23 protein-coding genes and 1 riboswitch are annotated in these 23,325 nt (G+C 68.8%); of the genes, 10 read left to right on the forward strand and 13 right to left on the reverse strand.

Translation table 11 applies throughout. The annotated features are described in order from the left end of the window. Positions 1-60 precede the first annotated feature (60 nt). The 6 genes from pepN to VV02_RS08105 all read right to left on the reverse strand — a co-directional run bounded on the left by pepN (position 61) and on the right by VV02_RS08105 (position 6,783). Positions 61-2,661 carry an aminopeptidase N gene (gene pepN, locus VV02_RS08080; RefSeq protein ID WP_052590907.1) on the reverse strand — a complete coding sequence of 867 codons (2,601 nt, stop codon included), beginning with the start codon at positions 2,659-2,661 and terminating at the stop codon, positions 61-63. A gap of 61 nt (positions 2,662-2,722) precedes the next feature. Then, positions 2,723-3,475 (reverse strand): GNAT family N-acetyltransferase, encoded by a 753-nt coding sequence (locus tag VV02_RS08085; RefSeq protein ID WP_218917379.1) that lies wholly within the window; start codon positions 3,473-3,475, stop codon positions 2,723-2,725. A 718-nt stretch (positions 3,476-4,193) separates the two neighbouring features. Next, the gene (locus VV02_RS08090; RefSeq protein WP_052590908.1) at positions 4,194-4,643 is read right to left on the reverse strand and encodes a pyridoxamine 5'-phosphate oxidase family protein; all 450 of its coding nucleotides are present in this window, start codon (positions 4,641-4,643) and stop codon (positions 4,194-4,196) included. A gap of 73 nt (positions 4,644-4,716) precedes the next feature. Further along, the gene (gene serC / locus VV02_RS08095; RefSeq protein WP_052590909.1) at positions 4,717-5,832 is read right to left on the reverse strand and encodes a phosphoserine transaminase; all 1,116 of its coding nucleotides are present in this window, start codon (positions 5,830-5,832) and stop codon (positions 4,717-4,719) included. Between the two features lie 46 nt (positions 5,833-5,878). Further along, positions 5,879-6,628, reverse strand: coding sequence for a VOC family protein (locus tag VV02_RS27080; protein ID WP_052590910.1), 750 nt, complete (start codon positions 6,626-6,628; stop codon positions 5,879-5,881). Continuing rightward, positions 6,625-6,783, reverse strand: a complete 159-nt coding sequence (locus VV02_RS08105) for a ribbon-helix-helix domain-containing protein (RefSeq protein ID WP_052590911.1) — start codon at positions 6,781-6,783, stop codon at positions 6,625-6,627. The genes VV02_RS27080 and VV02_RS08105 overlap by 4 nt, the downstream gene beginning before the upstream one ends. 106 nt (positions 6,784-6,889) lie before the next feature. On the opposite strand from VV02_RS08105, the gene pdxH reads away from it, so the two are divergent. After that, positions 6,890-7,573, forward strand: coding sequence for a pyridoxamine 5'-phosphate oxidase (pdxH, locus tag VV02_RS08110; RefSeq protein WP_052590912.1), 684 nt, complete (start codon positions 6,890-6,892; stop codon positions 7,571-7,573). 472 nt (positions 7,574-8,045) lie between these two features. On the opposite strand, the gene VV02_RS08115 is transcribed toward pdxH, so the two are convergent. After that, the gene (locus tag VV02_RS08115; RefSeq protein ID WP_245633021.1) at positions 8,046-8,807 is read right to left on the reverse strand and encodes a DUF305 domain-containing protein; all 762 of its coding nucleotides are present in this window, start codon (positions 8,805-8,807) and stop codon (positions 8,046-8,048) included. Beyond that, positions 8,804-9,469: a thioredoxin-like domain-containing protein gene (locus tag VV02_RS08120; RefSeq protein ID WP_052590913.1), complete on the reverse strand. Its 666-nt coding sequence runs from the start codon at positions 9,467-9,469 to the stop codon at positions 8,804-8,806. The genes VV02_RS08115 and VV02_RS08120 overlap by 4 nt, the downstream gene beginning before the upstream one ends. A gap of 117 nt (positions 9,470-9,586) precedes the next feature. Between VV02_RS08120 and VV02_RS08125 the strand changes: the two genes are divergently transcribed. Continuing rightward, the gene (locus tag VV02_RS08125) at positions 9,587-10,285 is read left to right on the forward strand and encodes an iron-dependent transcriptional repressor DtxR (RefSeq protein WP_052590914.1); all 699 of its coding nucleotides are present in this window, start codon (positions 9,587-9,589) and stop codon (positions 10,283-10,285) included. 199 nt (positions 10,286-10,484) lie between these two features. Beyond that, positions 10,485-10,680: riboswitch (cyclic di-AMP (ydaO/yuaA leader) on the forward strand. Between the two features lie 4 nt (positions 10,681-10,684). Then, the gene (locus tag VV02_RS08130; RefSeq protein ID WP_052590915.1) at positions 10,685-11,434 is read left to right on the forward strand and encodes a C40 family peptidase; all 750 of its coding nucleotides are present in this window, start codon (positions 10,685-10,687) and stop codon (positions 11,432-11,434) included. A 100-nt stretch (positions 11,435-11,534) separates the two neighbouring features. Here VV02_RS08130 and VV02_RS08135 read toward each other — a convergent pair whose 3' ends face one another. Next, a complete protein-coding gene (locus VV02_RS08135) occupies positions 11,535-12,563 on the reverse strand; it encodes a hemolysin family protein (protein ID WP_052590916.1) in 1,029 nt (342 codons plus the stop codon). Next, positions 12,560-13,960 carry a hemolysin family protein gene (locus VV02_RS08140; RefSeq protein WP_052590917.1) on the reverse strand — a complete coding sequence of 467 codons (1,401 nt, stop codon included), beginning with the start codon at positions 13,958-13,960 and terminating at the stop codon, positions 12,560-12,562. The genes VV02_RS08135 and VV02_RS08140 overlap by 4 nt, the downstream gene beginning before the upstream one ends. Positions 13,961-14,082: 122 nt before the next feature. Here VV02_RS08140 and VV02_RS08145 point away from each other — a divergent pair, with 122 nt between their 5' ends. Next, positions 14,083-14,517, forward strand: a complete 435-nt coding sequence (locus tag VV02_RS08145; protein WP_083450001.1) for a fluoride efflux transporter FluC — start codon at positions 14,083-14,085, stop codon at positions 14,515-14,517. Further along, positions 14,514-14,870 carry a fluoride efflux transporter CrcB gene (gene crcB, locus VV02_RS08150; protein WP_245633022.1) on the forward strand — a complete coding sequence of 119 codons (357 nt, stop codon included), beginning with the start codon at positions 14,514-14,516 and terminating at the stop codon, positions 14,868-14,870. The genes VV02_RS08145 and crcB overlap by 4 nt, the downstream gene beginning before the upstream one ends. 9 nt (positions 14,871-14,879) lie before the next feature. Here crcB and VV02_RS08155 read toward each other — a convergent pair whose 3' ends face one another. Continuing rightward, positions 14,880-15,629, reverse strand: coding sequence for an SDR family NAD(P)-dependent oxidoreductase (locus VV02_RS08155; RefSeq protein ID WP_052590918.1), 750 nt, complete (start codon positions 15,627-15,629; stop codon positions 14,880-14,882). A gap of 85 nt (positions 15,630-15,714) precedes the next feature. Here VV02_RS08155 and VV02_RS08160 point away from each other — a divergent pair, with 85 nt between their 5' ends. The 3 genes from VV02_RS08160 (at position 15,715) to VV02_RS08170 (ending at position 17,640) form a co-directional block, all read left to right on the forward strand. Next, positions 15,715-16,398, forward strand: coding sequence for a DNA alkylation repair protein (locus VV02_RS08160; protein WP_052590919.1), 684 nt, complete (start codon positions 15,715-15,717; stop codon positions 16,396-16,398). Between the two features lie 311 nt (positions 16,399-16,709). After that, complete coding sequence (locus VV02_RS08165; RefSeq protein WP_052590920.1) at positions 16,710-17,102, forward strand: hypothetical protein; 393 nt, start codon at positions 16,710-16,712, stop codon at positions 17,100-17,102. Between the two features lie 103 nt (positions 17,103-17,205). Then, positions 17,206-17,640 carry a DUF6918 family protein gene (locus tag VV02_RS08170; RefSeq protein WP_052590921.1) on the forward strand — a complete coding sequence of 145 codons (435 nt, stop codon included), beginning with the start codon at positions 17,206-17,208 and terminating at the stop codon, positions 17,638-17,640. Between the two features lie 120 nt (positions 17,641-17,760). Here VV02_RS08170 and VV02_RS08175 read toward each other — a convergent pair whose 3' ends face one another. Next, entirely contained in the window at positions 17,761-19,275 is a 1,515-nt protein-coding gene (locus VV02_RS08175) for a DEAD/DEAH box helicase (protein WP_052590922.1), read from the reverse strand. Positions 19,276-19,490: 215 nt separating this feature from the next. Here VV02_RS08175 and VV02_RS08180 point away from each other — a divergent pair, with 215 nt between their 5' ends. Next, the gene (locus VV02_RS08180) at positions 19,491-20,312 is read left to right on the forward strand and encodes an N-acetylmuramoyl-L-alanine amidase (protein WP_052590923.1); all 822 of its coding nucleotides are present in this window, start codon (positions 19,491-19,493) and stop codon (positions 20,310-20,312) included. Between the two features lie 68 nt (positions 20,313-20,380). Here the strand turns inward: VV02_RS08180 and VV02_RS08185 are convergent, their stop codons facing one another. After that, positions 20,381-22,579 carry an MMPL family transporter gene (locus VV02_RS08185; protein ID WP_052590924.1) on the reverse strand — a complete coding sequence of 733 codons (2,199 nt, stop codon included), beginning with the start codon at positions 22,577-22,579 and terminating at the stop codon, positions 20,381-20,383. Between the two features lie 82 nt (positions 22,580-22,661). On the opposite strand from VV02_RS08185, the gene VV02_RS08190 reads away from it, so the two are divergent. Further along, positions 22,662-23,318, forward strand: coding sequence for a TetR/AcrR family transcriptional regulator (locus VV02_RS08190; RefSeq protein WP_052590925.1), 657 nt, complete (start codon positions 22,662-22,664; stop codon positions 23,316-23,318). Positions 23,319-23,325: the final 7 nt, after the last annotated feature.

The following is a 23,325-nucleotide window of genomic DNA, read 5'->3' on the forward strand; positions in this document are numbered from 1 at the left end:
CGTATCGAGACCAGATGCACGCGCGCACCCGGTCTCGATACGCCTCCGCCAGCGCTCCGGCTACTCGACCAGCGAGGGGGCGGTGGCTTGGGCGCGGAGGTTGCGCTGCAGGTCGTCGAGCAACTCGATCACGATGCGCCGCAACGCTTTTGGCGCGTCCGGGTGCTGCTCGAGCCAGCCCTGCGCCTGTCGTACGACGGGGTGCTCGGCGGGATCCTGACCCTCACTGAGCGAGCCGCCCGGGAACAGCCCGCGCGCCAGGATCGAGGCCATCACCATCGTCCGCGAGCCCCACCAGTCGCCGATTGAGGCGAAGTAGCGCTCGACGTATTCCGGAGCCGGATCGCCGCTGGCGTGGTTGAAGCCCTGGACCAGCGATCGCAGATGGTCGTTGGTGACTGTGTCATCCGTGGTCGCCTTGTCCCAGGCGGCCGCCTTGGCGTCCGCCGTCGGACGGCTGGCGAGGGCGAGGACGTACGCCGTCCGACCCGTCATGGTGTCGTCCGCAGCCAGAGCACCGCTCAGCTCCTGCGCCGTTGCGGCGTCCTGCGCGGCCAGCGAGGCCCAGGCGTTCCAGCGCAGGTCGGCGTCGACGGACAGTCCGTCCGGGGCGGCACTCCCATCGAGGAGCCCGCGCACGGCGTCGACGCCGTCCGAGGAGGTCGACGCTGCGTAGGTGAGGTGCCGCGCCCAGATCAGCTGGGCGTCCGACTCCGGGGCAGCTGCAGCCAGACCCGCGGCGCAGGTCTCGACGAGCCGCGTGCGGGCCGCGTCGCGCTGGGCCACGGGCAGGTAGCTCTCGATCGCCGACTTTGCATTCGTCAGCACGGTCCCCATCAAGGCCGAGTCGGGCTCGCGGCTCGCCTGGGCGGTCACGATGTCGAGGAAGTCCGCCGCAGGCAGCACGGCGTCGCGGGTGGCATTCCAGAGCGAGGTCCAGACGAGTGCGCGTGACAACGGCGACTCGATGGTCGCGAGGTGCTCGTGCGCGGTCTTGAGCGAGGTGGCGTCGAGCCGCACCTTGGCATAGCTCAGGTCGTCGTCGTTGATCAGCACCAGGGTTGCGCTGACACCGACCGCCTCAGGGATCTCGGTGGCATCGCCAGAGATGTCCGTCTCGATCGCCTTGGTGCGCCGCAACGATCCGTCGACGACGTCGTACAGGCCGATCACGAGGCGGTGTGGCCGCGAAACGGCTTCTCCCGTAAGGGGATCCGTGGCGACCTGCTGGACCGTGAGTCGGCTGATGCGGCCCTCGGAGTCGACGTCGACCACAGGGGTGAGCTCCGACGTACCGGCCGTCTCCAGCCACACCCGCGACCATGTCTTGAGGTCCCGTCCGGACGAGCGCTCCAGGCAGCCGAGCAGGTCGTCGAGCTCAGTGCTGTCGAAGGCATGTTGGACGAAGTACTCGCGCGCGCCGGCGAAGAACGCGTCGCGCCCGACGTACGCCATCAGCTGCTTGAGCGCGGAGGCGCCCTTGGCGTAGGTGATGCCGTCGAAGTTCTGGCGAGCGGCCTCGAGGTCGTCGATGGTGGCGACGATCGGGTGCGTGGTGGGCAGCTGGTCCTGGCGGTAGGCCCACGGCTTGCGACCGCTCGCGAAGGTCGTCCACGCGTCCTTGAACTCGGTCGCGGCCTCGCACACGTGGTAGCCCATGAGGTCGGCGAAGGACTCCTTGAGCCACAGCCCGTCCCACCAGCGCGGCGTCACGAGGTCGCCGAACCACATGTGCGACATCTCGTGCAGGATCACCTCGGCGCGCGACTCCTTCTGCGCGCGGGTCGCCGCTCCACGATGGATGTAGTTCTCGGTGAAGGTGACCAGGCCCGGGTTCTCCATCGCGCCGAGGTTGTACTCGGGCACGAAGATCGAGTCGTACTTGCCCCACGGGTAGGGGTAGCCGAACTCACGGTCGAAGAAGTCCAGACCCTGCTTGGTGACCTCGAAGATCGACTCCGCCTCGAAGTACTCAGCCATCGACTGGCGGCACAGCGCGCCGAGCGCGACCTCCTGTGTCGAGCCATCCGCGCGCGCGATCGACCAGGTGTCCGTCGCGCGGTGGTAGGGACCAGCCGCGATCGCCGTGATGTACGTCGACTGCCGGGGCGTCGGCTCGAAGGTCACCGTGGCGAGATCACCGGTGCTCGTACGCGACTCCTCGGCCTGGCCGGACACGATCTGCCAGTCCTGCGGCGCTGTGATCACGAACGTGAACGCGGCCTTCAGGTCGGGCTGCTCGAAGTTGGCGTAGAGCCGGCGGGCGTCGGTCGGCTCGAAGTGCGTGTAGAGGTAGGTCTTGCCATCCACCGGGTCCGTGAAGCGGTGCAGACCCTGCCCGTCACGACTGAACACGCAGTCCGCTTCGACGACCAGCTCATTGCGCTCAGCCAGCCCGCTCACGGGGAGCCGGGCACCGTCGTACGACGCCGGATCCAGGGCCTGGCCGTTGAGCGTCACGCTGACGACACGGTCGGCGATCAGGTCGATCCAGGTGCTGGCAGTCGTTGCCGTGAAGGTGATGGTGCTGGTCGAGCGGAACGTCTTGACGTCCGCGTCGGCAGCCTGAGCAAGGTCGATCTCGATCCGGTAGCCCTCGACGGCGACGGTGGTCGCGCGCTGTCGGCACTCGGCGTGAGTGAGGTTGATGTTCGCAGTCACAAGAAGGCAGTCAACCAGCCCTGAGGCCCGGAACGACAGGGTGTTTCACGTTCACACGTGATCAGGATGCCTCGGCGATGCAGGCCGTTGCCGTACGCCGGAAGCCGACCGTTTCGTAGATGCGCGCGGCGTCCATGGAGGCGGCCGAGAGGAAGATCGTCTCAAGTCCGCGGCCGAGCGCATCCGTCACGAGCGCGCTGGTGACGGCCGATCCGAGCCCGTGGCGGCGGGCTCTGGGGAGGACGGCGATGCCGGCCAGCTCGGTGATGCTGCCCCTCGGTCCGTGTCCTCCACCGCCGACGGCCTGGCCGTCGCTGTCGAACACGCCCACTTGGCTGAGGAGGCCGTCGCGGATCATGTCCGGGCGGTTGCCGGCGTCGGGCGCGCCGACCTCGTCCGTGCCGCTGAACGCCGCGTGGACAGCCGCGTTGACGGCGCCCAGCCGCTCGTCATCGGCGGCCAGCACCTCGACGGTGAAGTTCTCCGGTGGTTGGTGCGCGCGATGGGCGTCGAGGATGAGGCAGGGGCACTCCTCGATGGTCAGAGTCGCGCTCGCGCGGGCCGCCTCGAGCAGGCTCGGGGTCGTCTCGTGCACCCACTCGATGGCGCGGGGTACGTCGAGTTCGCGTTGGCGGGCGAGGACGGCTTCGACGTCGGCGGTCGTGATCTCGCTGCTGGCGCCGAGCCTGGGGCGCGCGTAGTACTGGAAACCGCTGGGGCTGTTGCGGATGAACAGCGTGAACGGCCCGACTTCCTCGGTGGTCGCACGCGGGCGAGGGGCGGCGTCGTAATAGGTCTCGAGAGTCTCCAGCACGGCGCCACTGTGCTGGATAGCGGCACCGTCAGCAACCGCTTTGCCGGCCAGCGTCATGCAGATCGCGACACATGGGTCGCGATCCGCATGACGCCAGCTGTCCACTGCCCTCGTCGATCGTGTGGGCGATCCACAGCGGGCAGCTGCTCGATTGCGTGTTGCTGACTCGCCGGCGTGAGGTCAGCACATGACGCAGCGCGTAACGTCCAGACGGTTGGCTCGTGGCGACATCGCTAGGGCTCTGGCCGACCAGCACGGTGGCGTCGTTCATCGAGCCGATCTACGTACTGGGGGCATCACCCGTGACGACGTTCGAGCTGAGGTGAGAGCAGGGCGCTGGTCAACTGCCGGTCGGCACACGGTGGTGCTTGATGGTGAGAAGCCGCGGGACGAAGGTCGCCTCTGGTGGGCAGTCTGGGAGAGCGGTTCCGGTGCTGTGCTCGACGGTGTTTCAGCCTTGCTCGCCAAGGATCTGACCGGCTTCGAACCAGAGACCATCGACGTCTCTGTGCCACGGCCGTCTCGGGCGTATCGATGTGATGGCGTTCGGCTGCATCGACCGCGAGCTGTTCAGCGCGCTGCTGGAGTGGGCATACCGCGGGTCGGCCTCGAACTCGCCACGATCCATGCAGCGCAGTGGGCACGTTCGGACAGGCAGGCGGCCCTCCTGCTGTGCTTGCCGATCCAGCAGAGGCGGCATGAGACCTGGTGAACGGGGTCAGGCGAGCCAGGTGCCGTCGCGCATCAGGTCGCGGCCCGCGAGCTCATCGACCTCACGCCAGGCCTGGATGCGCTGCGGCGTGACTCGGAAGAAGCGGTAGCCACGCAGAGTGCGCGGCTCGAATCCCGTGTGCGCCGCGAAGGCGTCACCCACCTCGGTCGGCAGGTCAGCTACCTCGATCGTCTCGGAGACACCCTCGACCAGCACGACATCCCGCGTCGCCCCGATGCCGAGCCGCACCTGCTGTGACGCGTCGAGGTTTCGGCCGGTGGCGCTCCGGGCCGGCGTGGCGAGCAGCACGGTCGCGCCGTCCCACAGGTACGACAGCGGCACGAGGTAGGGGCCTTCATCGCCGGCCGTCGCGATCCACGCATCGACGTCCTTCTCGAGCCGGGCGAGCGTGTCCTGCTTGCGCTGCTCGAACGTCCGCGGTGCGGGATCGGTCATGGCTTCCTCCTGAGGTCCACGGTGTGTGTCATCACCCTGACGGAAGCCGACCGAACGATGTGACCAGTTCGGCTCAGAGCCGCTCGACGACGTACTCGATGCACGCAGTCAGCGCCGAGATGTCGTCCGGCTCGATGGCCGGGAACATCGCGATCCGCAGCTGGTTGCGCCCGAGCTTGCGGTAGGGCTCGGTGTCGACGACACCGTTGGCGCGCAGCACCTGCGCCAGTCGCGCCGCATCGACCGACTTGTCGAAGTCGATCGTCCCGACAACCAGTGACCGCTCGCTCGGCTCGGTGACGAACGGCGTGGCGTACGACGTCCGCTCGGCCCACGAGTAGAGCCGGCTGCTGCTCTCGGTCGTCCGCGACACCGTCCACGGCAGGCCGCCCTGGTCGTTCATCCAGCGCAGCTGGTCGGCCAGCATGGCGAGTGTCGCTACAGCAGGGGTGTTGAGCGTCTGGTCCTGTCGGGAGTTCTCGATCGCAGTGCGCAGGTCGAAAAATGCTGGTATCCAACGAGATTCGGCCAACTGCATCGCTCGGTCGATAGCTGCGGGGGAGAAGATCGCGAGCCAGAGCCCGCCATCGGCGGCGAAGTTCTTCTGCGGTCCGAAGAAGTAGACGTCGGCCTCCGCGACATCCACCGGCAGCCCACCGGCGCCGGACGTCGCGTCGATGACGACGAGGGCATCGTCGTCGGAGCCGCGCACTCGGTGGACCTGCGCCATCGCACCTGTGGAGGTCTCGTTGTGCGGCCAGGCGTAGACGTCCACACCCGCCTCGGCACTCGCGGTCGCGATCGTGCCGGGCTCAGCTGACCGGATCGACGGCTCGGCCAGGAACGGTGCCGCGGCCGTCGCAGCGGCGAACTTGGCCGAGAACTCCCCGAAGACCAGGTGCTGGGCCTTCTCGCGGATCAGCCCGAAGGTCGCGATGTCCCAGAAGGCCGATGCCCCGCCCAGGCCGAGTACGACCTCGTAGTCCTGCGGGAGGGCGAACAGCGACGTCAGTCCCTCGCGTACCTCGCGGACGAGGCCGCGCACGGGTGCCTGCCGGTGGGAGGTGCCGAGCACGCTGCGGCCGATCGAGCCGAGCAGCTCGACCTGGGCCGGGCGGATCTTGGACGGCCCGGAGCCGAACCGGCCGTCGGCGGGCAGCAGCTCCTGGGGCAGCACGATCTCGCTCACCTGCCGCAGTGTGCCAGCGGTGCCGTACGCCGGTTCGCGCCGTCCGCTACTCGACCGGCTTCGATGCGTGGATCTGGACCGGTTGGCCGTCGGGGTCAGTGACCTCGACGTACGAGACGAACTCGTCCCGCTGGACCTGGGCGTCGCCGTAGCCAGCCTCACGAAGCCGGGACGCCAGTGCATCCAGGTCCTCCGTGGTGCCGAACGTGAGGTGTACGGCCGCTCCCGGGCCGGGCACGATCGGGGCCTCGCCGTCGTCATGGTGCAGACCGACGAGGCCATCACCGGAGTCGTACCCGGCGTACCACTCGTCGGCCGACCCCTTGAGCTGCAGACCGAGGTCGAGGAGGAAGGCGGCGTACGGACCTTGCGGGTCGGTGAAGCGGACCGGCGAGACGATGAGGCGGGAATCGGGGGCCGGTGTGGACGCGACGAATCCGTAGGTGTCATCGGAGTGCTCGTTGACGAGGAAGGTGTCGCCGAGCGGGTCGACCACCGTCATCGAGCGGCCATAGGACTCATCGACGTACGCCGCCTGGTGCCCCGCTGCGACCAGCCGCTCGGTCAAGGCGGCGACGTCGGACGACTCGAGGCTGAGACCGGTCTGTCCTTGGTTTGCGCCGATGTCGCTGTCGGCAGCCGAGTGCAGCCAGACCCGGCCGGCGCCGGCCCGGAGGTCGACCCAGCCACCGCGCTCGCCCTCGATCGCGGTGGAGAGGCCGAGCGTCTCGAGGAATCCCTTCATCGGCGGGATGCCGTCGGTGAATCGGATCGCCGCCACGGTCAGCGTGCTCATTGGTGCTCCTTGGTGTCGGCGTACTCGCTCAGCGCCTGCTCGACCAGAGCGGACAGGCTCTGGCCCTCGTCGATGGCGAGGTGCTTGATCCGCGTGATCAGGTCTCGGGGGAGGTACACGTTGAACTGCGCCTTGTCGTCGCTGGTCAGTCCCATGCTCGGATGCTAGCAACATAGAAAGCGAGCGGCCAGAGTTCTTGCGAGTTGGATCTGAACGATGGGCTACCGGTTCACCGGTTCGCCCAGGTGGCAGGCTCGTCGTATGACCGAGGTGAGCGCGCGGATCGACTACGACGGCGACGGGATCGAGGAGTCCACGCTGCCCCCGGCGCCATGGAGTGCGATCACCTCGTGGCTGGCCGATGCCCGTCAACGGCAGGCCGACTGCGGCGACGTGCCCGAGCCGGACGCACTGGCCCTGGCGACCATCGACGAGACCGGACAGCCGCACGTACGGACGGTCCTGATGCGTTATCTCGAGACCGATGGCCCGGGTTTCTACACCAACCTCGAGTCACGCAAAGGCCTTGACCTGCAAGCGAGCTCGGCTGTTGCAGCCTCCTTGACCTGGCAGGCGATGTACCGCGCGATCCGGTTCGTCGGCCGAGCCGAGCCGCTCCCGCCCGAGGTGGTGGAGCCCTACTTCGCCTCGCGGCCGTGGGGCTCACGCATCAGCGCCTGGACGTCGCTGCAGTCCCAGCCGGTCGCCAGCCGCGACGAGCTCGAGACGACCTATGCGACGTACGCCGCTCGCTGGCCGGACGACGGCAAGCCGGACGACGTACCGGTGCCGCCGTTCTGGGGTGGCTACCGCATCGTCTGCGAGGAGGTCGAGCTGTGGGGCGGCCGGAAGAACCGGCTGCACGACCGGCTGGTCTACGTCCGGGCCGCCGCGGGTGGGCTGGATGCCGCGGCGTCCTGGCGGATCGAGCGCCGCCAGCCGTAGCGCGGGGGAAGTGGGCAGATAACAGCCCGTGGGCTCCCGCCTCCTTCGAGACGGGCACGCGATGGACGAATCGCGTTCCCACGGGCTGCGGTGACTGCATGGAATTGCCACCACGTCCGACGTCGGGCCACTTCGAGGTGTCCGACAGACGATCTGCGCTAGCGCGCAGTCACCTCACGCGTCCTTGAAGAATTCACTCCTGGACCACCTCCTCTCTCGTGTACCCGCACCGTAAGTCGGACGTCCGACAGCGGGCAAGGCCTTTTTCGCGACGTGATCGCGGGAAGGCGTCCAGGGCATAGGAAAGGCCGGTTGACGCGGACAGGGGGGAACGCGCCAACCGGCCGAACGCCCGAAGGCGTCCCTGGCCCCACGAGTGGGGCCCGCGCCGTGGCTCAGGGGGGAGGTCACCACGACGCTCGTTAGGACCAACGGCGAAAGACGCCGAAGGATTCCCTGTTGACCATACCTCTCACCGGGTCGGGTCGGGGAGCGGTTGTGCACCTCGCTTTGTGAGGTAGTCGGTCATCAGCTGGATCTCGCTCTGCTGGCCGCTCACCATGGTCTTGGCCAGGTCGACGACATCGGGCTCGCGGCACACGTCCACGCAGGCCTGCGCCATCTTTACGCCCGACCGGTGGTGAATGATCATCAGCTGCAGGTAGAGGATCTCGGCGGGCTTGCCCCGCAACGCCTGCAGCTGGCGCATCTCGGCAGCTGTCGCCAGGCCGGGCATGCGGCCGTCCGGCATCAGCATCGTGCCGGGCACGGTGCCGGGATGGTTGTGCCCGGTGTTCTTCATCCAGTCCATCGGCTGTCCGCTGCGCGCCTGGGAGAGCTTCCAGGTCACCAGCCAGCCGCGCAGCTGGCCGCGCTGGTTCTCCTGGCTGGTCGCGATGTCGTACGCCAGGGTCGTCACGTCCGTCGCCGAGGTGTGGCTGCGGATGATGAGCGACATGTCGACCGCCTGCGCATGGTGCGCTTGCATGTCGCGCGCGAAGCCGGCGTCCGCGCTGCCGTCGTCTGGGAAGGACGGCTTGCCGATGAGGTAGCCGCCGAAGCCGGCAAGCACGGCGAGCAGGACGGCCCCGAGGCTCAGCAGCAGCGGGCGTCGCGCCTGGTTCATGGTCAGCGGAGCGGCGACGGGGACCTCGTCGAGCACTTCCGGGGCCTCACCCGAGGCTCCGGTGTCCGGAGAGGTGAGCTCCGGCGTACGGCTGTCGGGCTCGCTCACCCCGTCTGACCGGTGTTGGGGTCGTAGGCGCCGGAGCAGGACGCACCCTTCTCACGGGTCTGCGGTCCCTGCAGGAAGTCCTTGATGAACTTGTCGATCTTGGTGTCCTTGGCGCTGGTGACGTGCAGCTGCTTGCCCCAGGCGCTGAGCACGATCGGCGTGGACTGGGTCTTGTCCTGCGACATCAGCATGTAGTCCTGCTGGGCCTTGCCCTTGAGCAGGGCCAGGTCGACGGTCGAGAGGGCGCCCGGCTTGTAAGTGATCCAGACGGCGCCGTGCTCCATCGAGTGGACGGCGTGCTCGTTGGGGATGACCTTGTCGTAGATGCCGCAGTTGGCCCAGGCCGGGTTGTGGTCGCCGCCGACGGGCGGGTTCTGCGGGTACTTCACCTTGGTCTCGACGTGGTTGAACGTGAGCTTGGAGTAGGACTTCACCACCCCGACGTCGGCGCCGGCCGTGTTGTTGTCGTCCTTGTCGCGCTTGATCAGGAAGGCGCCCCCACCGACCAGGGCGATCACGACCAGGCCGACGATCGCTCCGATCAGGAGCCCGCCGCGGCGCTGCTCGCGGCTCTGCTTCTTCTGCATCGATGCGAGCTTGGCGCGCGCGTCGCCACGGACCGAGCTGACCTCGTCGGTCGTGGACTCGTTGTCGTCAGCCATGAAAGGGGCACTCCTGCTACAGGTGGGCGGGCCGCGCCATTATGACCCAGCGGTCTGGGCGGGCGGTCACAAGCGGTCATGCGTGCCGATGTCAGTGACTAATGGCACCCTTAGCGGGTGACTGACCTGATCGATACCACCGAGATGTACCTGCGCACGATCTTCGACCTCGAGGAGGAAGCGATCCTCCCCCTGCGGGCGAGGATCGCCGAGCGCCTGGGTCACTCCGGGCCGACTGTGTCCCAGACCGTCGCCCGCATGGAACGCGACGGTCTGCTCACGCTCGCGGGGGACCGGCACATCGAGCTCACCGACCACGGCCGAACCCTGGCGACCCGGGTGATGCGCAAGCACCGCCTGGCCGAGCGGCTGCTCGTCGACGTCATCGGGCTGGAGCTCGAATACGTCCATGACGAGGCGTGCCGCTGGGAGCACGTGATGAGCGAGCGGGTGGAGCGCAAGATCCTCGCCCTGCTCCAGGAGCACCAGCTCTCGCCCTACGGCAACCCGATCCCGGGCCTCGAAGAGCTGGGTGAGGACATCGAGATCGAGAAGTTCCGCGATGGCGTGGCCTCCCTCATCGAGGTGGCCGTGGCCGAGGATCGAGAGGTTCTCGTACGCCGGATCGGCGAGCCCGCGCAGGCCGACCACGAGGCGCTGATGGTGCTGACGGCGGCCGGCGTACAGCCTGGCGTCCGCATCACGGTGCGCAGCGAGGACGGGCGCGTCATCGCGGTGGCGACCGGTAACAGTGCGGCCGAGGGCGTGTCGCTGCCCGCGGACGTCGCCTCGCACGTGTTCGTGGCCGTTCCGTAACTGGTCTTCGGCGTGTCCCAGGCCCCGTCGGCGATCTCACCGAAGCGACGTTCCGGCCCGGAATACCGCGGAATTCTGGGGGCTCCAACCCTGTGGGTCCAACCCGTTTAGCAGAGATTCGACATTTGTCGTGACCTTAATGTGACGTGGGGCTGCGGGGTGTGTACGGTACTTCTGATCCCCCATCAGGGGGATCCCCGTGCAGGCATCGCCGAGTCCTGCCAGCTGGCACGGGAGCGCACATCCGCCAGGCAGGAGCGGGGGAACCACACCGGGCGTCGTGAGACGTCCTTGGGGTGAAGCCAGACGGCGCGCTCACGGGGATGCGCGTCAGAGGCCGGGTGATCTCCCACCCGAACCCGACAGCTCACCTCGTAGGCGTCAGGAGAGGTTCATTCTGTGATCGAGCAGACCCGTCCCCGCGGTCGTCACCGCGCCCCCAACCGCACGGCCAGCACCGCTGTCCGCGTCTCGGCTGCTGTTGCCGTCTCGGGTGGTCTCGTGGCCACCGTCGCGGCGCCTGCTGATGCCGCAACCGGTGTCGGCACGTTGGCGCCCGAGAAGGCCAGCCACGCCATTGCTGCCCCCAACACCCTCACCCTCCCGGCCGCAGGTAGCGCTGCCGGCGCGGTGTCGGTGAGCCAGGTCCGCCTCCCGGATGTCGTCGAGGCCCGTGACCTGATCAAGCGCGCGTCCCGCTCGGGTGCGCGCACGTCGCCCGTCGACAAGGGCTCTCGCCCGGTCAAGTCCAAGGTCAACCCGAGTCCTTCGCAGGGCTCAGGTGACGAGGACGGTCCGGTCATCGACGGCAGCACTCGTGAGCGCATCATCGCGATCGCGAAGCGCTACATCGGCACCCCGTACTCCTACGGCTCCGCCGGCCCGGGCTCGTTCGACTGCTCCGGTTTCACCAGCTACGTCTTCCGCCAGGTCGGCATCGACCTGCCGCGCAGCTCGCGTGCGCAGCGCGCCGCGGTGGGACGGACCGGCGACCCGCAGCCGGGCGACCTCGTGTTCTCCGGCTCGCCGGTGCACCACGTCGGCATCTACCTGGGCAACGGCATGGTCATCGACGCGCCGAAGCCGGGTGGCACCGTGCAGGTCCACAAGAACTGGGGCGAGAGCCTCAGCTACGGCAACCCGTACTGATCGGGCTGCACTCCCCGCTTGCACAGAAGGCCCTCACCGCACCGCGGTGAGGGCCTTCTGCATGTTCAGGCGGGGCGCGCGACCCGCGTTGGCGTGACGGTCAGGCCGGCATGCGGTCCGACTCGTCGTCGAACCGGCCGAGCACTTCCTCGATCAGGTCCTCCAGCGAGGTTGCGCCCACGACGCGCCCCTCGTCGGCCACCAGCGCGAGATGAGACCGGCGCGAGCGCATCGTCTGGAGCGCGTCGATCAGCGGTACGCCGGCCGGCAGCGTCTCGATGGGCAGCACCAGCTCACGCACGGTCGAGTCCGGCGCGGCGGCCAACAAGTGCCGCAGGTGCACCAGGCCGATCGGTTGTCCGCCCTCAACGACGACCAGCCGTGAGCGACCCGTCGTACGACTGCGTGCGCAGGCCTGGGCCACGGTGGCCGACCGCGGCACGGTGACCACGTCGTCCCAGTCGATCGTGACGTCCGACAGCTGAGCCTGCTCGAGTCGGAGCGCGCCGGACAGCATCGCGTGCTCCTGGTCGGGCAGCGACCCGTGCTCATGGGACTGGGCCAGCAGCATCTGCAGCTCGAGCGGTCCGTGCGCATCGGCGACGGTGTCGACCGGTTCGACCTTGGCGAGACGGACGATCGCGTTGGCCAGCGAGTTGAGTGACTGGAGGGCCCATCGTGACGCCCGGGCAAACCCGCGGAACGGCAGCGCCAGCAGGACCGCCGACCGTTCCGGGTGCGAGATCGCCCAGGACTTCGGCGCCATCTCACCGACGACCATGTGCAGGAACACCACGATGCCCACGGCCAGCACCAGCGCGATCACGCCGGCTGCGCTCTCGGGCAGGCCGGTCGCCTTGAAGAGCGGCGCCAGCAGATCCTTGACCGCCGGTTTGGCGAGCGCGCCGAGGCCGAGAGTGCACAGCGTGATGCCGAGCTGTGCGCCTGCGAGCATCAGCGTCAGCTCGCGTGAGCCGGCCACGGCCGCCTTGGCAGCGCGGCTGCCGGTGGCAGCCATGTCCTGGAGCCGATGCCGGCGGCTGGCGATCAGCGCGAACTCGGCAGCCACGAAGAAGGCGTTGAGCACGAGCAGCAGCCCAGAGATCGTGAGTGCGAGTCCGAGGCTCATCGGGACACCTCCTGGTCGGCCGTACGCCGGTCGGTCGAGTCAGCGTGCACGTCGGACTCGATCGGGCCCAGGTCGACCAGGCGGACCCACTCGGGCACATGGCGACTCACGGTTTGCACGACCAGCTGTGCCGAGCGGCGTACGGCATCGTCGTCGGCCTGCTGCACCCACGGCACGGTGACGATGTCGCCCGTCCGAGCCGTACGACCGAGCTCGGCCAGCACCAGACCTCCGACGGTGTCGTAGTCGTCGGACGTCGGCAGGGCGATGCCGGTCTCGGTGGCTACCTCGTCCAGGCGTCGGCGCGCGGGCAGGCTCCAGCCGTCGTACGACGTTGGCTCGCCTAGGGATTCGCGAGGCTCGTCTCCCTCGTCGAGGATGTCGCCGACGACCTCCTCGGCCACGTCCTCGAACGTGACGATGCCGGCAAAGCCGCCGTACTCATCGACCACGACGGCCAGCTGACGGTGCGTCTGGCGCAGCTGTTCGAGCAGCGCAGGAAGAGGGAGGCTGCTCGGCACGCGTACGGGCTCACTCATGACCTCGGTGACCGCGACCAGCGCCCGGTCAGCAGGGGCGACGTGCAGCAGCTCTTGGGTGCCCGCGACGCCCATGACGTCGTCGATCGACTCACCGGTGACCGGGAAGCGCGAGTGGCCCGTTGCGAGCAGGTCGACGAGGTCAGCGGCCATCGCGGTGGCCGGAAGCGACACGACGTCGATGCGTGGCGTCATGACCTGCTCGGCCGTGAGGTGTCGGAACGCCAGGCCCCGATCGAGGATGTGCGACAGGTCGTCGTCCAGGAGACCGCCCGCATGGGACTCACCGATGATGCGGTGCAGGTCCTCCGGGGTGGCTCCGTGAGGGAGCTCCTCGACGGGTTCGATCCCGACCGAGCGCAGCAGCTTGTTGCTGGCCACGTCGAACAGTCGGATCAGTGGTCCCGCGATCCGCAGGTAGAGCAGTGTCGAGCGGGACAGCGCGCGCGCCAGCGCGACCGGCCGGGCGATGGCGTAGTTCTTGGGAGCCAGCTCGCCGATGACCATCTGGACGACAGTGCTGAGCACGAGAGCGACGATCACCGAGAGGGACAGCGACAGTGCGTGGGGAACCCCTGTCGTACTCGTCAGCAGGTCGGCGAGACCGACGCCGAGGTAGGGCTCGGACACATATCCCACGAGCAGGGCGGTGACAGTGATGCCGAGCTGGGCGCCGGACAGGGCGAAGGACAGGCGGCCGGTGACGATGAGTGCCCGGGCGGCTGCCGCGTCGCCCTCGTCGGCGAGCTGGCTCAGCCGGCCACGGTCGACCGCGACGTAGGCGAACTCTTGAGCAACGAAGTAGGCAGTGGCAAGGGTGAGAACCAGGATGCTGGTCAGGCCGATCGCGATGTTCATCAGCGTGGGCCTGTGGAGAGCCGGGCACGACCCGGCTTGGTACTACAGCACTCTCCGGCGTCTTCTTCTGAAGGCGTCATCGCTTCATTCTACCGGCGGGCGGAGGAGTACGTTGACGCGCGATGAGTGACCACGCCCTGCCCGTCGACCCGGACGAGCCCGCTGCCGTCCCGCGGATGCCTTTGGTCCTGGCGGTGATTGCCCTCGGTGGTGGTCTCGGCGCGCTGGCCCGGGCCGGTGTCGCGGAGCTGCTGCCGCACCCGGCCGATGGACTCGACATCGCCACGCTGGTGACCAACGTGATCGGCAGCTTCTTGCTCGGAGCACTGATGGTCGTGGTGCTGGAGCAGGAGCGTGGACATCCGCTGCTGCGCCCGTTCGTCGGGGTGGGTGTGCTCGGGGGCTTTACGACGTTCTCGACGTTTGCGGTGCACCTGCGCGGTCTCGGTGGCGATCATGCCGCGATCGCCCTGGCTGAGCTGGTCGGCAACGTGCTCCTGTGCCTGGTTGCGGTGGGCGTCGGGGTCGCCGCGGTGCGCTGGTGGGCGCGGTCGTGAGCGCACTGAGCTGGCTGGCCGTCTTCGTCGGTGGCTGCGTGGGCGCGCCGGCGCGCTACCTGCTGGATGCCGTCGTACGCCGATGGGTCGCGGGGCCGTTCCCGGCCGGCACGCTTCTGGTCAACGTCCTCGGCTCGCTGGTCCTGGGTGCCGCGGCTGCGGGACTGGACGGATCGGCGTACGCGCTCGTCGGCACGGGGTTCTGCGGCGCCCTGACGACGTTCAGCACGTTCACGTTCGAGACGTGGCGGCTGGGGGAGTCGGGACGGCTGGAGCTGGCCCTGCTCAACGTCGGCGTGTCACTCGTCGCGGGCGTGCTCGCCGCGGCCCTCGGCTGGTGGCTCGTCGCCTGACGGCTGGGGTCAGCGGTCGCGGGTGAGGCGCTCAGCGACAGCTGGCCAGATGCGTACGGGCGTCATGCGAATCAGCTTGATGGGCAAGGCGATTCGCGATGGGAACGTGATCTCGAGACGTTCGCGCTCGAGGCCGTCGCAGATCGCGCGACCCGCGGAGTCCGCGTCGATGCTGAACGGCAACCGCAGCCGCGACGCGGACGACAGCCGGGTGCGTACGGCCGTGGGAGCGATGGTCGTGACGTGCAGTCCGCGCGGCTGAGCCTGCGCGCGCAGGCCCTCCAGCAGGTTGAGCATGCCGGCCTTGGTGGCGCCGTAGGCCTCGACGGTCGGGAAGCCGCGGTAGCCCGCCGGGGAGGTGATGCCGGCGATCGTGCCGGTCCGTCGGGCGAGCATGCTGGGCAGCACTGCACCGATCGCGTTGCTGGTGCCGATCAGGTTGACCTGCACGGTGTCCGCGAACGCCTGCGTGTCCCAGTCGGCGATATCCATGGAGTTCCAGGCGCCGGCGGCGATGACGACGACGTCGATGGGGCCGACGCGGTGCTCGATGGTGGACGCGCAGTCGACCATGGCGGCGTCATCGGTGACATCCGCGGGGAGCACGAGCATCGCGCCACCAGCGACATCGTCGAGCTCGGGCTTGCGGCGTGCGGTGATGGCGACGCGCGCGCCGCGCGCCTGTGCCTCGCGAGCGACCGCGGCACCGATCCCGCTTGATGCGCCGACCACCCAGACGACCTTGTGCTGCAGATCCACCGTGGACTCCCTTGCCGTGTGGCGCCAACGCTAGCCGAGTCGTCGGGGAGGTCCCACGAAGGGCGGGGCGTCGTACGGTGGCGTCGTGACGAGCGGACCTGAGCTGGTGACGGCGATCCGCGACGTCGTCCGTGCGCACGGGGACCCGGTGCGCGCTGAGGGGCAGCAGCGCTACATGAAGTCGGCCATGCCCTACCGCGGCATCACCTCACCCGAGCTCAAGGCCCTCCTGCGGCCGTTGCTGGCCGAGCGGGTCGAGGACCGGGCGGAGTGGGAGTCGGCTGTGCGCTCGCTCTTCGACGGCGCGACCCACCGCGAGGAGTGGTACGCCGCGCTCGCCCTGCTGCGTCATCGGCACTACCGCTCGTGGCGGGACAGCGAGGTCATGCCGCTCGTGCGGCACCTCATCCGGTCCGGCGCCTGGTGGGACGTGGTCGACGAGGCGTCGCACGTGGTGGCCGAGGTAGGACTGCTGGACCCCGCAGGCGAGGGTCGGCGCCTTCGGGAGTGGTCGCGTGACGACGACATGTGGGTCCGTCGGGCGGCCATCATCGGCCAGCTGGGTGCGAAGGAGCGCACTGATGTCAACCTGCTGGAGGCGGTGATCGTGCCGAACCTCGACAGCCGAGAGTTCTTCATTCGCAAGGCAATTGGCTGGGCGCTGCGTGAGTACGCCAAGACCTCGCCGGACTGGGTGCGAGCCTTTGTCGATGCTCAGGGCGAGCAGATGTCGGGTCTCACCCGTCGCGAGGCCATGAAGCACCTGTGACCACGTAGACGCCGTATCGACCGCGTTCGTCGCTAACGTCGGGCAGGTGAAGCGGCTGACGACGATCACGGTGGGCGCAGTCCTCCTGCTGGCAGCGAGTGGGTGCTCCGACAGCTCCGGCGATGCAGCGTCGAAGGCTGTGAGCCCACCGGCCACGTCGACGGCGACGAGTGCCTCGACCACCGCGGCACCGCCGCCCAAGCTGTCGATGCCACCGGTCGTCCGGCTCACGCCCCAGGCACAACCCGCCATCGACGCCTACGCGGGGTACTGGCAGAGGGCAGAGGGCGGAGACGGCGTACGCCACCCCGGTGGAGCCGGGCACGGCCTATCCGCCGGCCGCCGACTTCACGCAGTACGCCTTCCCGCCGTTCTCGTCGGCCGTGCGCGGCTTCCTCAACGACCTGTACGACGACGGACTCTCGCTGCGAGGGGCTCCGGGCAGCTCGGGTACGCCGCGGCTGGCTGTGAAGTCCGTCGACCTGGCCGCGTCGCCACCCAAGGTGGTGCTGCTGAACTGCCCGACCAAGGACGGCCGCCACCTCTTCGACGTCGACACGGGCAAGGTCTCGGCCAAGCAGCAGCCGGTCGGTTCGGTGCCGACGCCCTACCTGATCACCGTCACGATGGTCCAGAAGGACGGCCACTGGGGCGTTCAGACCAACTCGCCGGACTCCTCCAAGACCTGTACGCCGCCGACGTAGTCACCATGACAAATCGGGTTGTTCGAGTGGTCGGGGACCCGGGACGGCGGCAGGCGTCGTACCGTTGGGCCCGACCCCCGATCGACCATGAAAGGCACCACCCGTGACCCTTGCTGCAACCCTGCTCGAAGAGCAGCGCCGCCCCGCCGTTGTCGCCGACCTGGCCTCGACGATCGACGCCGAGGTGAGTGACAAGAAGGGCCTGTCCGGCGCCGCCGTCAAGGCCGCGTACGCGACCGCGAAGAAGGTCCGCTCGGACATCGCTGCCAGCGCCACCGACCGCATGCTCCCCGACTTCGCCACGGCACTGGAGCCGTTCTGGGCGGACTTCGGCGGGGCCGGCGACTTCGGCTCCTACCTGAGCGGCCGCGGCGACGAGGCCGCCGACGCTCTCCTGTCCGTGACCGACAAGCGCGCCGAGGCGACCAGCCGTGAGGCGCTGCGCAAGGGCTACAAGAGCCTGCGCGGCAAGGCGCACGACAACGTCAAGGCTGCGCTGCCCCGCATCGGCGCGGTCGTGCAGAAGCACGCTGCCTGACGCACTCTCCAACCACGAAGGCCGGCAACCCGCGCGGGTTGCCGGCCTTCGTCGTACGTGCCCGGTTCGGTGTGACTTAGGGAGCGCTCCAGCGCTCGTTAAGCCATACCGGTCAAGAGGTCAGCGGCTGCGGCCGGCGCTGCTGCGGCTGGAGAACGCCGCTGCGCCGCCGGTGCTCGGGCGGTTGCCGCCCTGCGCGCCCTGACCCGGCGTGCTGGCAGTCCGTCCACGTCCGCCACGACCACGGCCGCGTCCGCGAGTGGACTGGCCCTGGCCGTCCTCGCTCTGGACGGCCGGGCGGCCGCTGCGCGAGCGACCTTGGCCCTGTCCGCCGCTGTGTCCCTGCCCGCCGCCCTGGCCACGGCCACGGCCGCCACCGTTGCGACCGGAGCCACCGCCGTTGCGGCCGGGGCCGCCGCCACGACCGGACTGACCGGGCACCTCCAGCATGAGTCCGCCCTCGACATAGGAACGCTCACCGGGAGCGATCTCAAGAAGGAGCGGGTGGCTGGCGTTGACCCGGGTGGTGCGGGGCTTGATGCCGGCAGCCTTGGTGAGCTGGCGGACGTCCTTGACCTGGTCGTCGAGCATCATCGTGATGACGGTGCCCGAGGCGCCGGCACGCGCGGTACGACCAGCGCGGTGCAGGTACGCCTTGTGCTCGACGGGCGGGTCGGCGTGCACGACCAGCGCGACATCGTCCACGTGGATGCCGCGGGCTGCGATGTCTGTGGCGACAAGGGTGGTCGCCTTGCCGCTCTGGAACGCCTCGAGGTTGCGCTGGCGCGCGCCCTGACCGAGGTTGCCGTGCAGCTCCACGGACGGGACGCCCTGGGCGTTGAGCTGCTTCGCGAGCTTCTTGGCGCCGTACTTGGTGCGGGTGAAGACCACGGTGCGACCAGGAGCCGCCGTCAGGTCCTTGAGCACCGTAAGGCGGTCATCGGCCGTCACGTGGAAGACATGGTGATCCATCGTCGACACCGGCGACTGAGCCGAGTCTGCCTCGTGGGTCACAGGACTCGACAGGTAGCGCTTGACGATGACGTTGACGCCGCTGTCGAGCGTGGCCGAGAACAGCATCCGCTGGCCCTGCTTGGGAGTGGCATCCATCAGGCGCTTGACGCCCGGGAGGAAGCCGAGGTCGGCCATGTGGTCGGCCTCGTCCAGCACGGTGATCTCGACGGAGTCGAGGTTGCAGGCGCCCTGGTTGATGAGGTCCTGGAGCCGACCGGGGCAGGCGATCAGGACGTCGACACCGGCGCGCAGGCCGCGGACCTGCGGGTTCTGGCCGACGCCACCGAAGACGGTGAGCGTGGTGAGGCCGGCAGCCTGGGCCATCGGCGCCAGGGCTTCTGCGATCTGGGTGACCAGCTCGCGCGTCGGGGCCAGGATCATCGCGCGGGGCCGGGTCGGCTGGCGACGCTTGCCGGACGCGACCAGACGAGCGACGACGGGCAGCAGGAAGGCGTACGTCTTGCCGGAGCCGGTGCGGCCACGGCCGAGCACGTCGCGGCCGGCAAGAGAGTCAGGGAGAGTCGCGGCCTGGATGGGCGTCGGCTCGGTGATGCCGCGCTCAGCGAGCACGGAGGACAGGTTCGAGGGCACGCCGAGGCGCGCGAAAGCAGTGCTGGGCAAGTGAGATGCTCCGATGTGCGTGTGTCTCGCCCTGCGCGCTCAGCCCGCGGGTCGCAGGCGGCGGCACATGAAATGGGAGTCCACGTCAAGGGAGTCCGAGGCAAGACGGAACGGACTCCGTGGGCACAGTCTAACGGCCCAATGGCAGCGCTCCGACCACCGGGAGCGTGTCATGGCCCACATCGTCGCCGCCGGACCTGCGTACGGTGTGGGCGATGTCTCCCGTCACTCGTGCCCTCGCCGCCGGTGTCCTCCTGCTCAGCCTCGCGGCCTGCAGCGATGACCCCAAGCCCAAAGCCGTGTCGCTGACCAGCGTTGCTGCGTCGCCGAGTTCGGCGACGTCCAGCTCCTCGTCGACGGCTCCAGGCGCGCCGCTCCGTGGTGTCGTCGTCGTGGTCGACCCGGGTCACAACGGTGGCAATGCCAGCCACCCCGCCCAGGTGAACCGGCTCGTCGACTCAGGCTTCGGCGTACGAAAAGCGTGTAACACCACGGGAACTGAGACCAACGCAGGTCTGTCCGAACATGCCCAGGTCTGGGACGTCTCCAACCGACTGGCTCGGCTGCTGCGTCAGCAGGGCGCCACGGTCGTGCTGACGCGTACGTCGGACACCGGTGTCGGGCCGTGCATCGACGAGCGCGGTCGCGCGGGGGGGCGGGCGAAGGCGGACGTGATGCTCTCGATCCACGCGGACGGCAACAACTCGCCAGGTGTGCGGGGCTTCCACGCCATCCACGCGCCTCGGATGGCCGGTGGCGCGCCCGTGCAGCAGGCGTCGGCGAGGTTGGCGGTCGCGGTGCGGGACGCGTTCCACAAGGGGACGGGCATGCCGTACGCCGGTTATCTCGGCGGCGGGTCGGGGCTGGCTCCGCGGACGGACCTCGGCACGCTCAACCTGTCGACGGTGCCGAGCGCGATGATCGAGAGCGGCAACATGCGCAACACCGCGGACGCGCAGCTGCTGGGTGACCCGGCGTTCCGCGAGCGCGAGGCGGCGGCCCTGGTGACGGGCGTACGCGCCTTCCTGAAGCGGTAGACCTCCCAACACAAACGGACTTCGGTAACACGCATGCGTGTTACCGAAGTCCGTTTGTGTTGGGAGGACTAGCCGGCTACGGGTGCCGGCTCGGGCGTCCGCGCGGGCTCGGAGGGTGACTCCGAGAGGCCGATGCGGTCGTGCAGCCTGGCCAGCGGCTTGGGCGCCCACCAGGCGCGGTCACCGAGCAGCCCCATCACAGCCGGCACCAGGATCCCGCGGATCAGCGTGGCGTCGATCAGGATCGCCAGTCCAGCTCCCAGACCGAACATCTGCAGGAAGCTCACCGAGCTCGTCCCGAAGGCGAAGAAGCTCACCGACAGGATCACCGCGGCCATCGACACGATCCGCCCGCTGCGAGCAAGGCCCGAAGTGACTGCCTCCCGCAGCGGGGCCCCGGCCTCGTGCATCTCCTTGATGCGGCTCATCACGAACACCTCGTAGTCCATCGAGAGGCCGAACGTGATGCAGAACATCAGCAGCAGCATGCTCGTGTTGAGCGGCTGCGGGGTGAAGCCCAGCCAGTCCGCGAGGTGCCCGTCCTGGAAGATCCACACCATGGTGCCGAGCGTCGCCGACAGCCCAATCACGTTGAGTACCAACGCTCTCAGCGGCTGCAGCAGGCTTCCCGTGAAGAGGAACAGCAAGATGAACGTGGTGATAGCGATGATCGCTGCGGCCAGCGGGACACGCGACATGATCGCGTCCTGGCCATCGACGAGCCGTGCGGTGGAGCCACCGACCACGAAGGTCGTGCCGGCCGGCTCGGGCAGGTCACGCACCCGGGTGAGCACGTCCTTCGCCTGATCGGACTGGGCGTCGTACGACGTCACGACCGACAGGCGCTGCGCGTCCGGTCGGGCGTTGCGTGCGTCGGTCGGGGAGGTGGCGATCTTGGTGCCGTGCACGAAGGTGCCCGCACTCGAGTCGACCCGCTCGACGCCGCTCAGCCGCGACAGGTCGGTGGCGTACGACGTCACGGCCCCTGCGGACGCCGCCCCGTTGCTGACCGCGGTGATGGCGTCGGTGTCGTCGGACTGGAACTGGCCACGCAGGGCATCGCCGGCGACCCGGCTGGTCGCGCTGTTCGGGAGAACCCGGTCATCCGGCGTACCGAACGTCACGTGGGCCAGGGGAGACGCGATGAGCAGCAGGGCTGCGACGACCGGGAGCGCAGTCAGCGCAGGGCGACGCATCGCGACTCCGGCGAGGCGACCCCAGAACGGTGCGACCGTGGCGGGCGAGCCCTTGACCCAGGGCAGTCGACCGGCGTTGACGCGTGGGCCGAGCACCGTGAGCAGTGCGGGCAGGACCACGAGACCGGCCAGCATGGCGATCAGGATGACGCCGATACCGGCGTAGGCGAACGAGCGCAGGAAGAAGAGTGGGAAGAGCAGGAGAGCGCCGAGGGCCACTGCGACGGTCGAGGCGCTGAAGACGATGGTGCGTCCCGCCGTCTCGACGGTGCGGATCACCGCTTCCTCCGTCGTACGGCCGTGGCCGAGCTCTTCCCGGAATCGGCTGACCATCAAGAGCGCGTAGTCGACCGCGAGGCCGAGACCGAGGCTGGTGGTGAGGTTGATCGCGAAGATCGAGACGTCGGTCATCGAGCCGAGGATCGACAGCTCGGCGAAGGTGCCGAAGATCGCGAAGATGCCGATGCCCAGCGGCAGCAGCGCGGCGACCACGCTGCCGAACGCTAGGCCGAGGAGCACGAGCATCAACGGGATAGCGATCGACTCGGCGAAGGCAAGGTCCTGGGTGACCTGCGAGGTGACGTCGAGGTTGACGCCGCTCTCGCCACCGATCTCGACCTGGAGGCCGCTGCGGTTGCCTCCGTAGGTGTCGGCGACGTCCTGAGCGACCTCGGCCTGATGGTCGAAGTCACCCGGAATCGACGCTACGACAATGGCTTTCGTGCCATCGGCTGACTTCATCGACGGCGATCCGGTGGTCCAGTACGACGCCACGTTGCTCAGGTCGCGGTCCTGGGCAAGTTGCCCCGTGAGCTGGCGCCCTTGGGCGGCGACCTGGTCGACGGGACGTTTGGCATCCACGACGAGGACGAGGTCGGCATCGTCACCGAACCGGTCCGTGACGATGCTCGAGGCCTTGGTGGAGTCGGCGCCCGGGTCGTCGAACCCGCCGCCCTGGAGCTTGCTGAAGGCGCCGACGCCGAGGACGGCGGCGGCAATGAGGACGACCACCGTGGCCGCGAGGACGAGCCGCGCCCGTCTGACGACGAACTGTGCGAGATAGCGAAGCATGACCGGACTCCCGATGTGTGCAGGCGTTAACTTGATGGGTGTTAACTTGCCATCGATGTGTACGGGTGTCAACATCCTTTTCATGAACACCCGAGCCCCCTATCACCACGGAGATCTGCGCAACGCCCTGATCGATGCGGCAGCCCAGCTGGCTGCAGGGGGCGGGCCGGAGGCGGTCACCGTGCGCGCGGCGGCACGGCACGTCGGGGTGACGCCGACGGCGGCGTACCGGCACTTCGCAGGTCATGACGACCTCTTGCTGGCCGCGAAGGAGGAGTCGGTGACCCGGCTCGGGGCCGCGATGCGACGGCGGGTCGACGACCTCGGGCCGGTCGACGAGACGGAGGCGTCAGTGCGCGCCCGCCTCAATGCGATGGGGCGCGGCTACATCGACTTCGCCCTGGGCGAGCCGGGGCTCTACCGGACGGCATTCGGGCAGGAGTCCCATCCGATGGATGAGGACAAGGAGGTGAAGCTCGCCGACGCCAACCACCCGTACAGCATGTTGGTGGGCGTCCTCGCCGACCTGGTCAAGCTCGGCGTCGTCCGCGAGGAGGATCTCGAGGGCACCTGCAACAGCGCGTGGGCGTTCGCGCACGGCCTGTCCCTGCTACTGATCGACGGCCCGTTCACCGGTCTCGGCGAGGATGAGAAGGCGCACATCGTCGAGGACACGCTGCGGGTCTTCGGGCAGACGATCATCCCGCCGGCCGCACCACCGTCGATCGAATCTCCCTGAAGGTCAA

Origin of the sequence: Luteipulveratus mongoliensis, assembly GCF_001190945.1 — a bacterium.
GTDB classification, from domain to species: domain Bacteria; phylum Actinomycetota; class Actinomycetes; order Actinomycetales; family Dermatophilaceae; genus Luteipulveratus; species Luteipulveratus mongoliensis.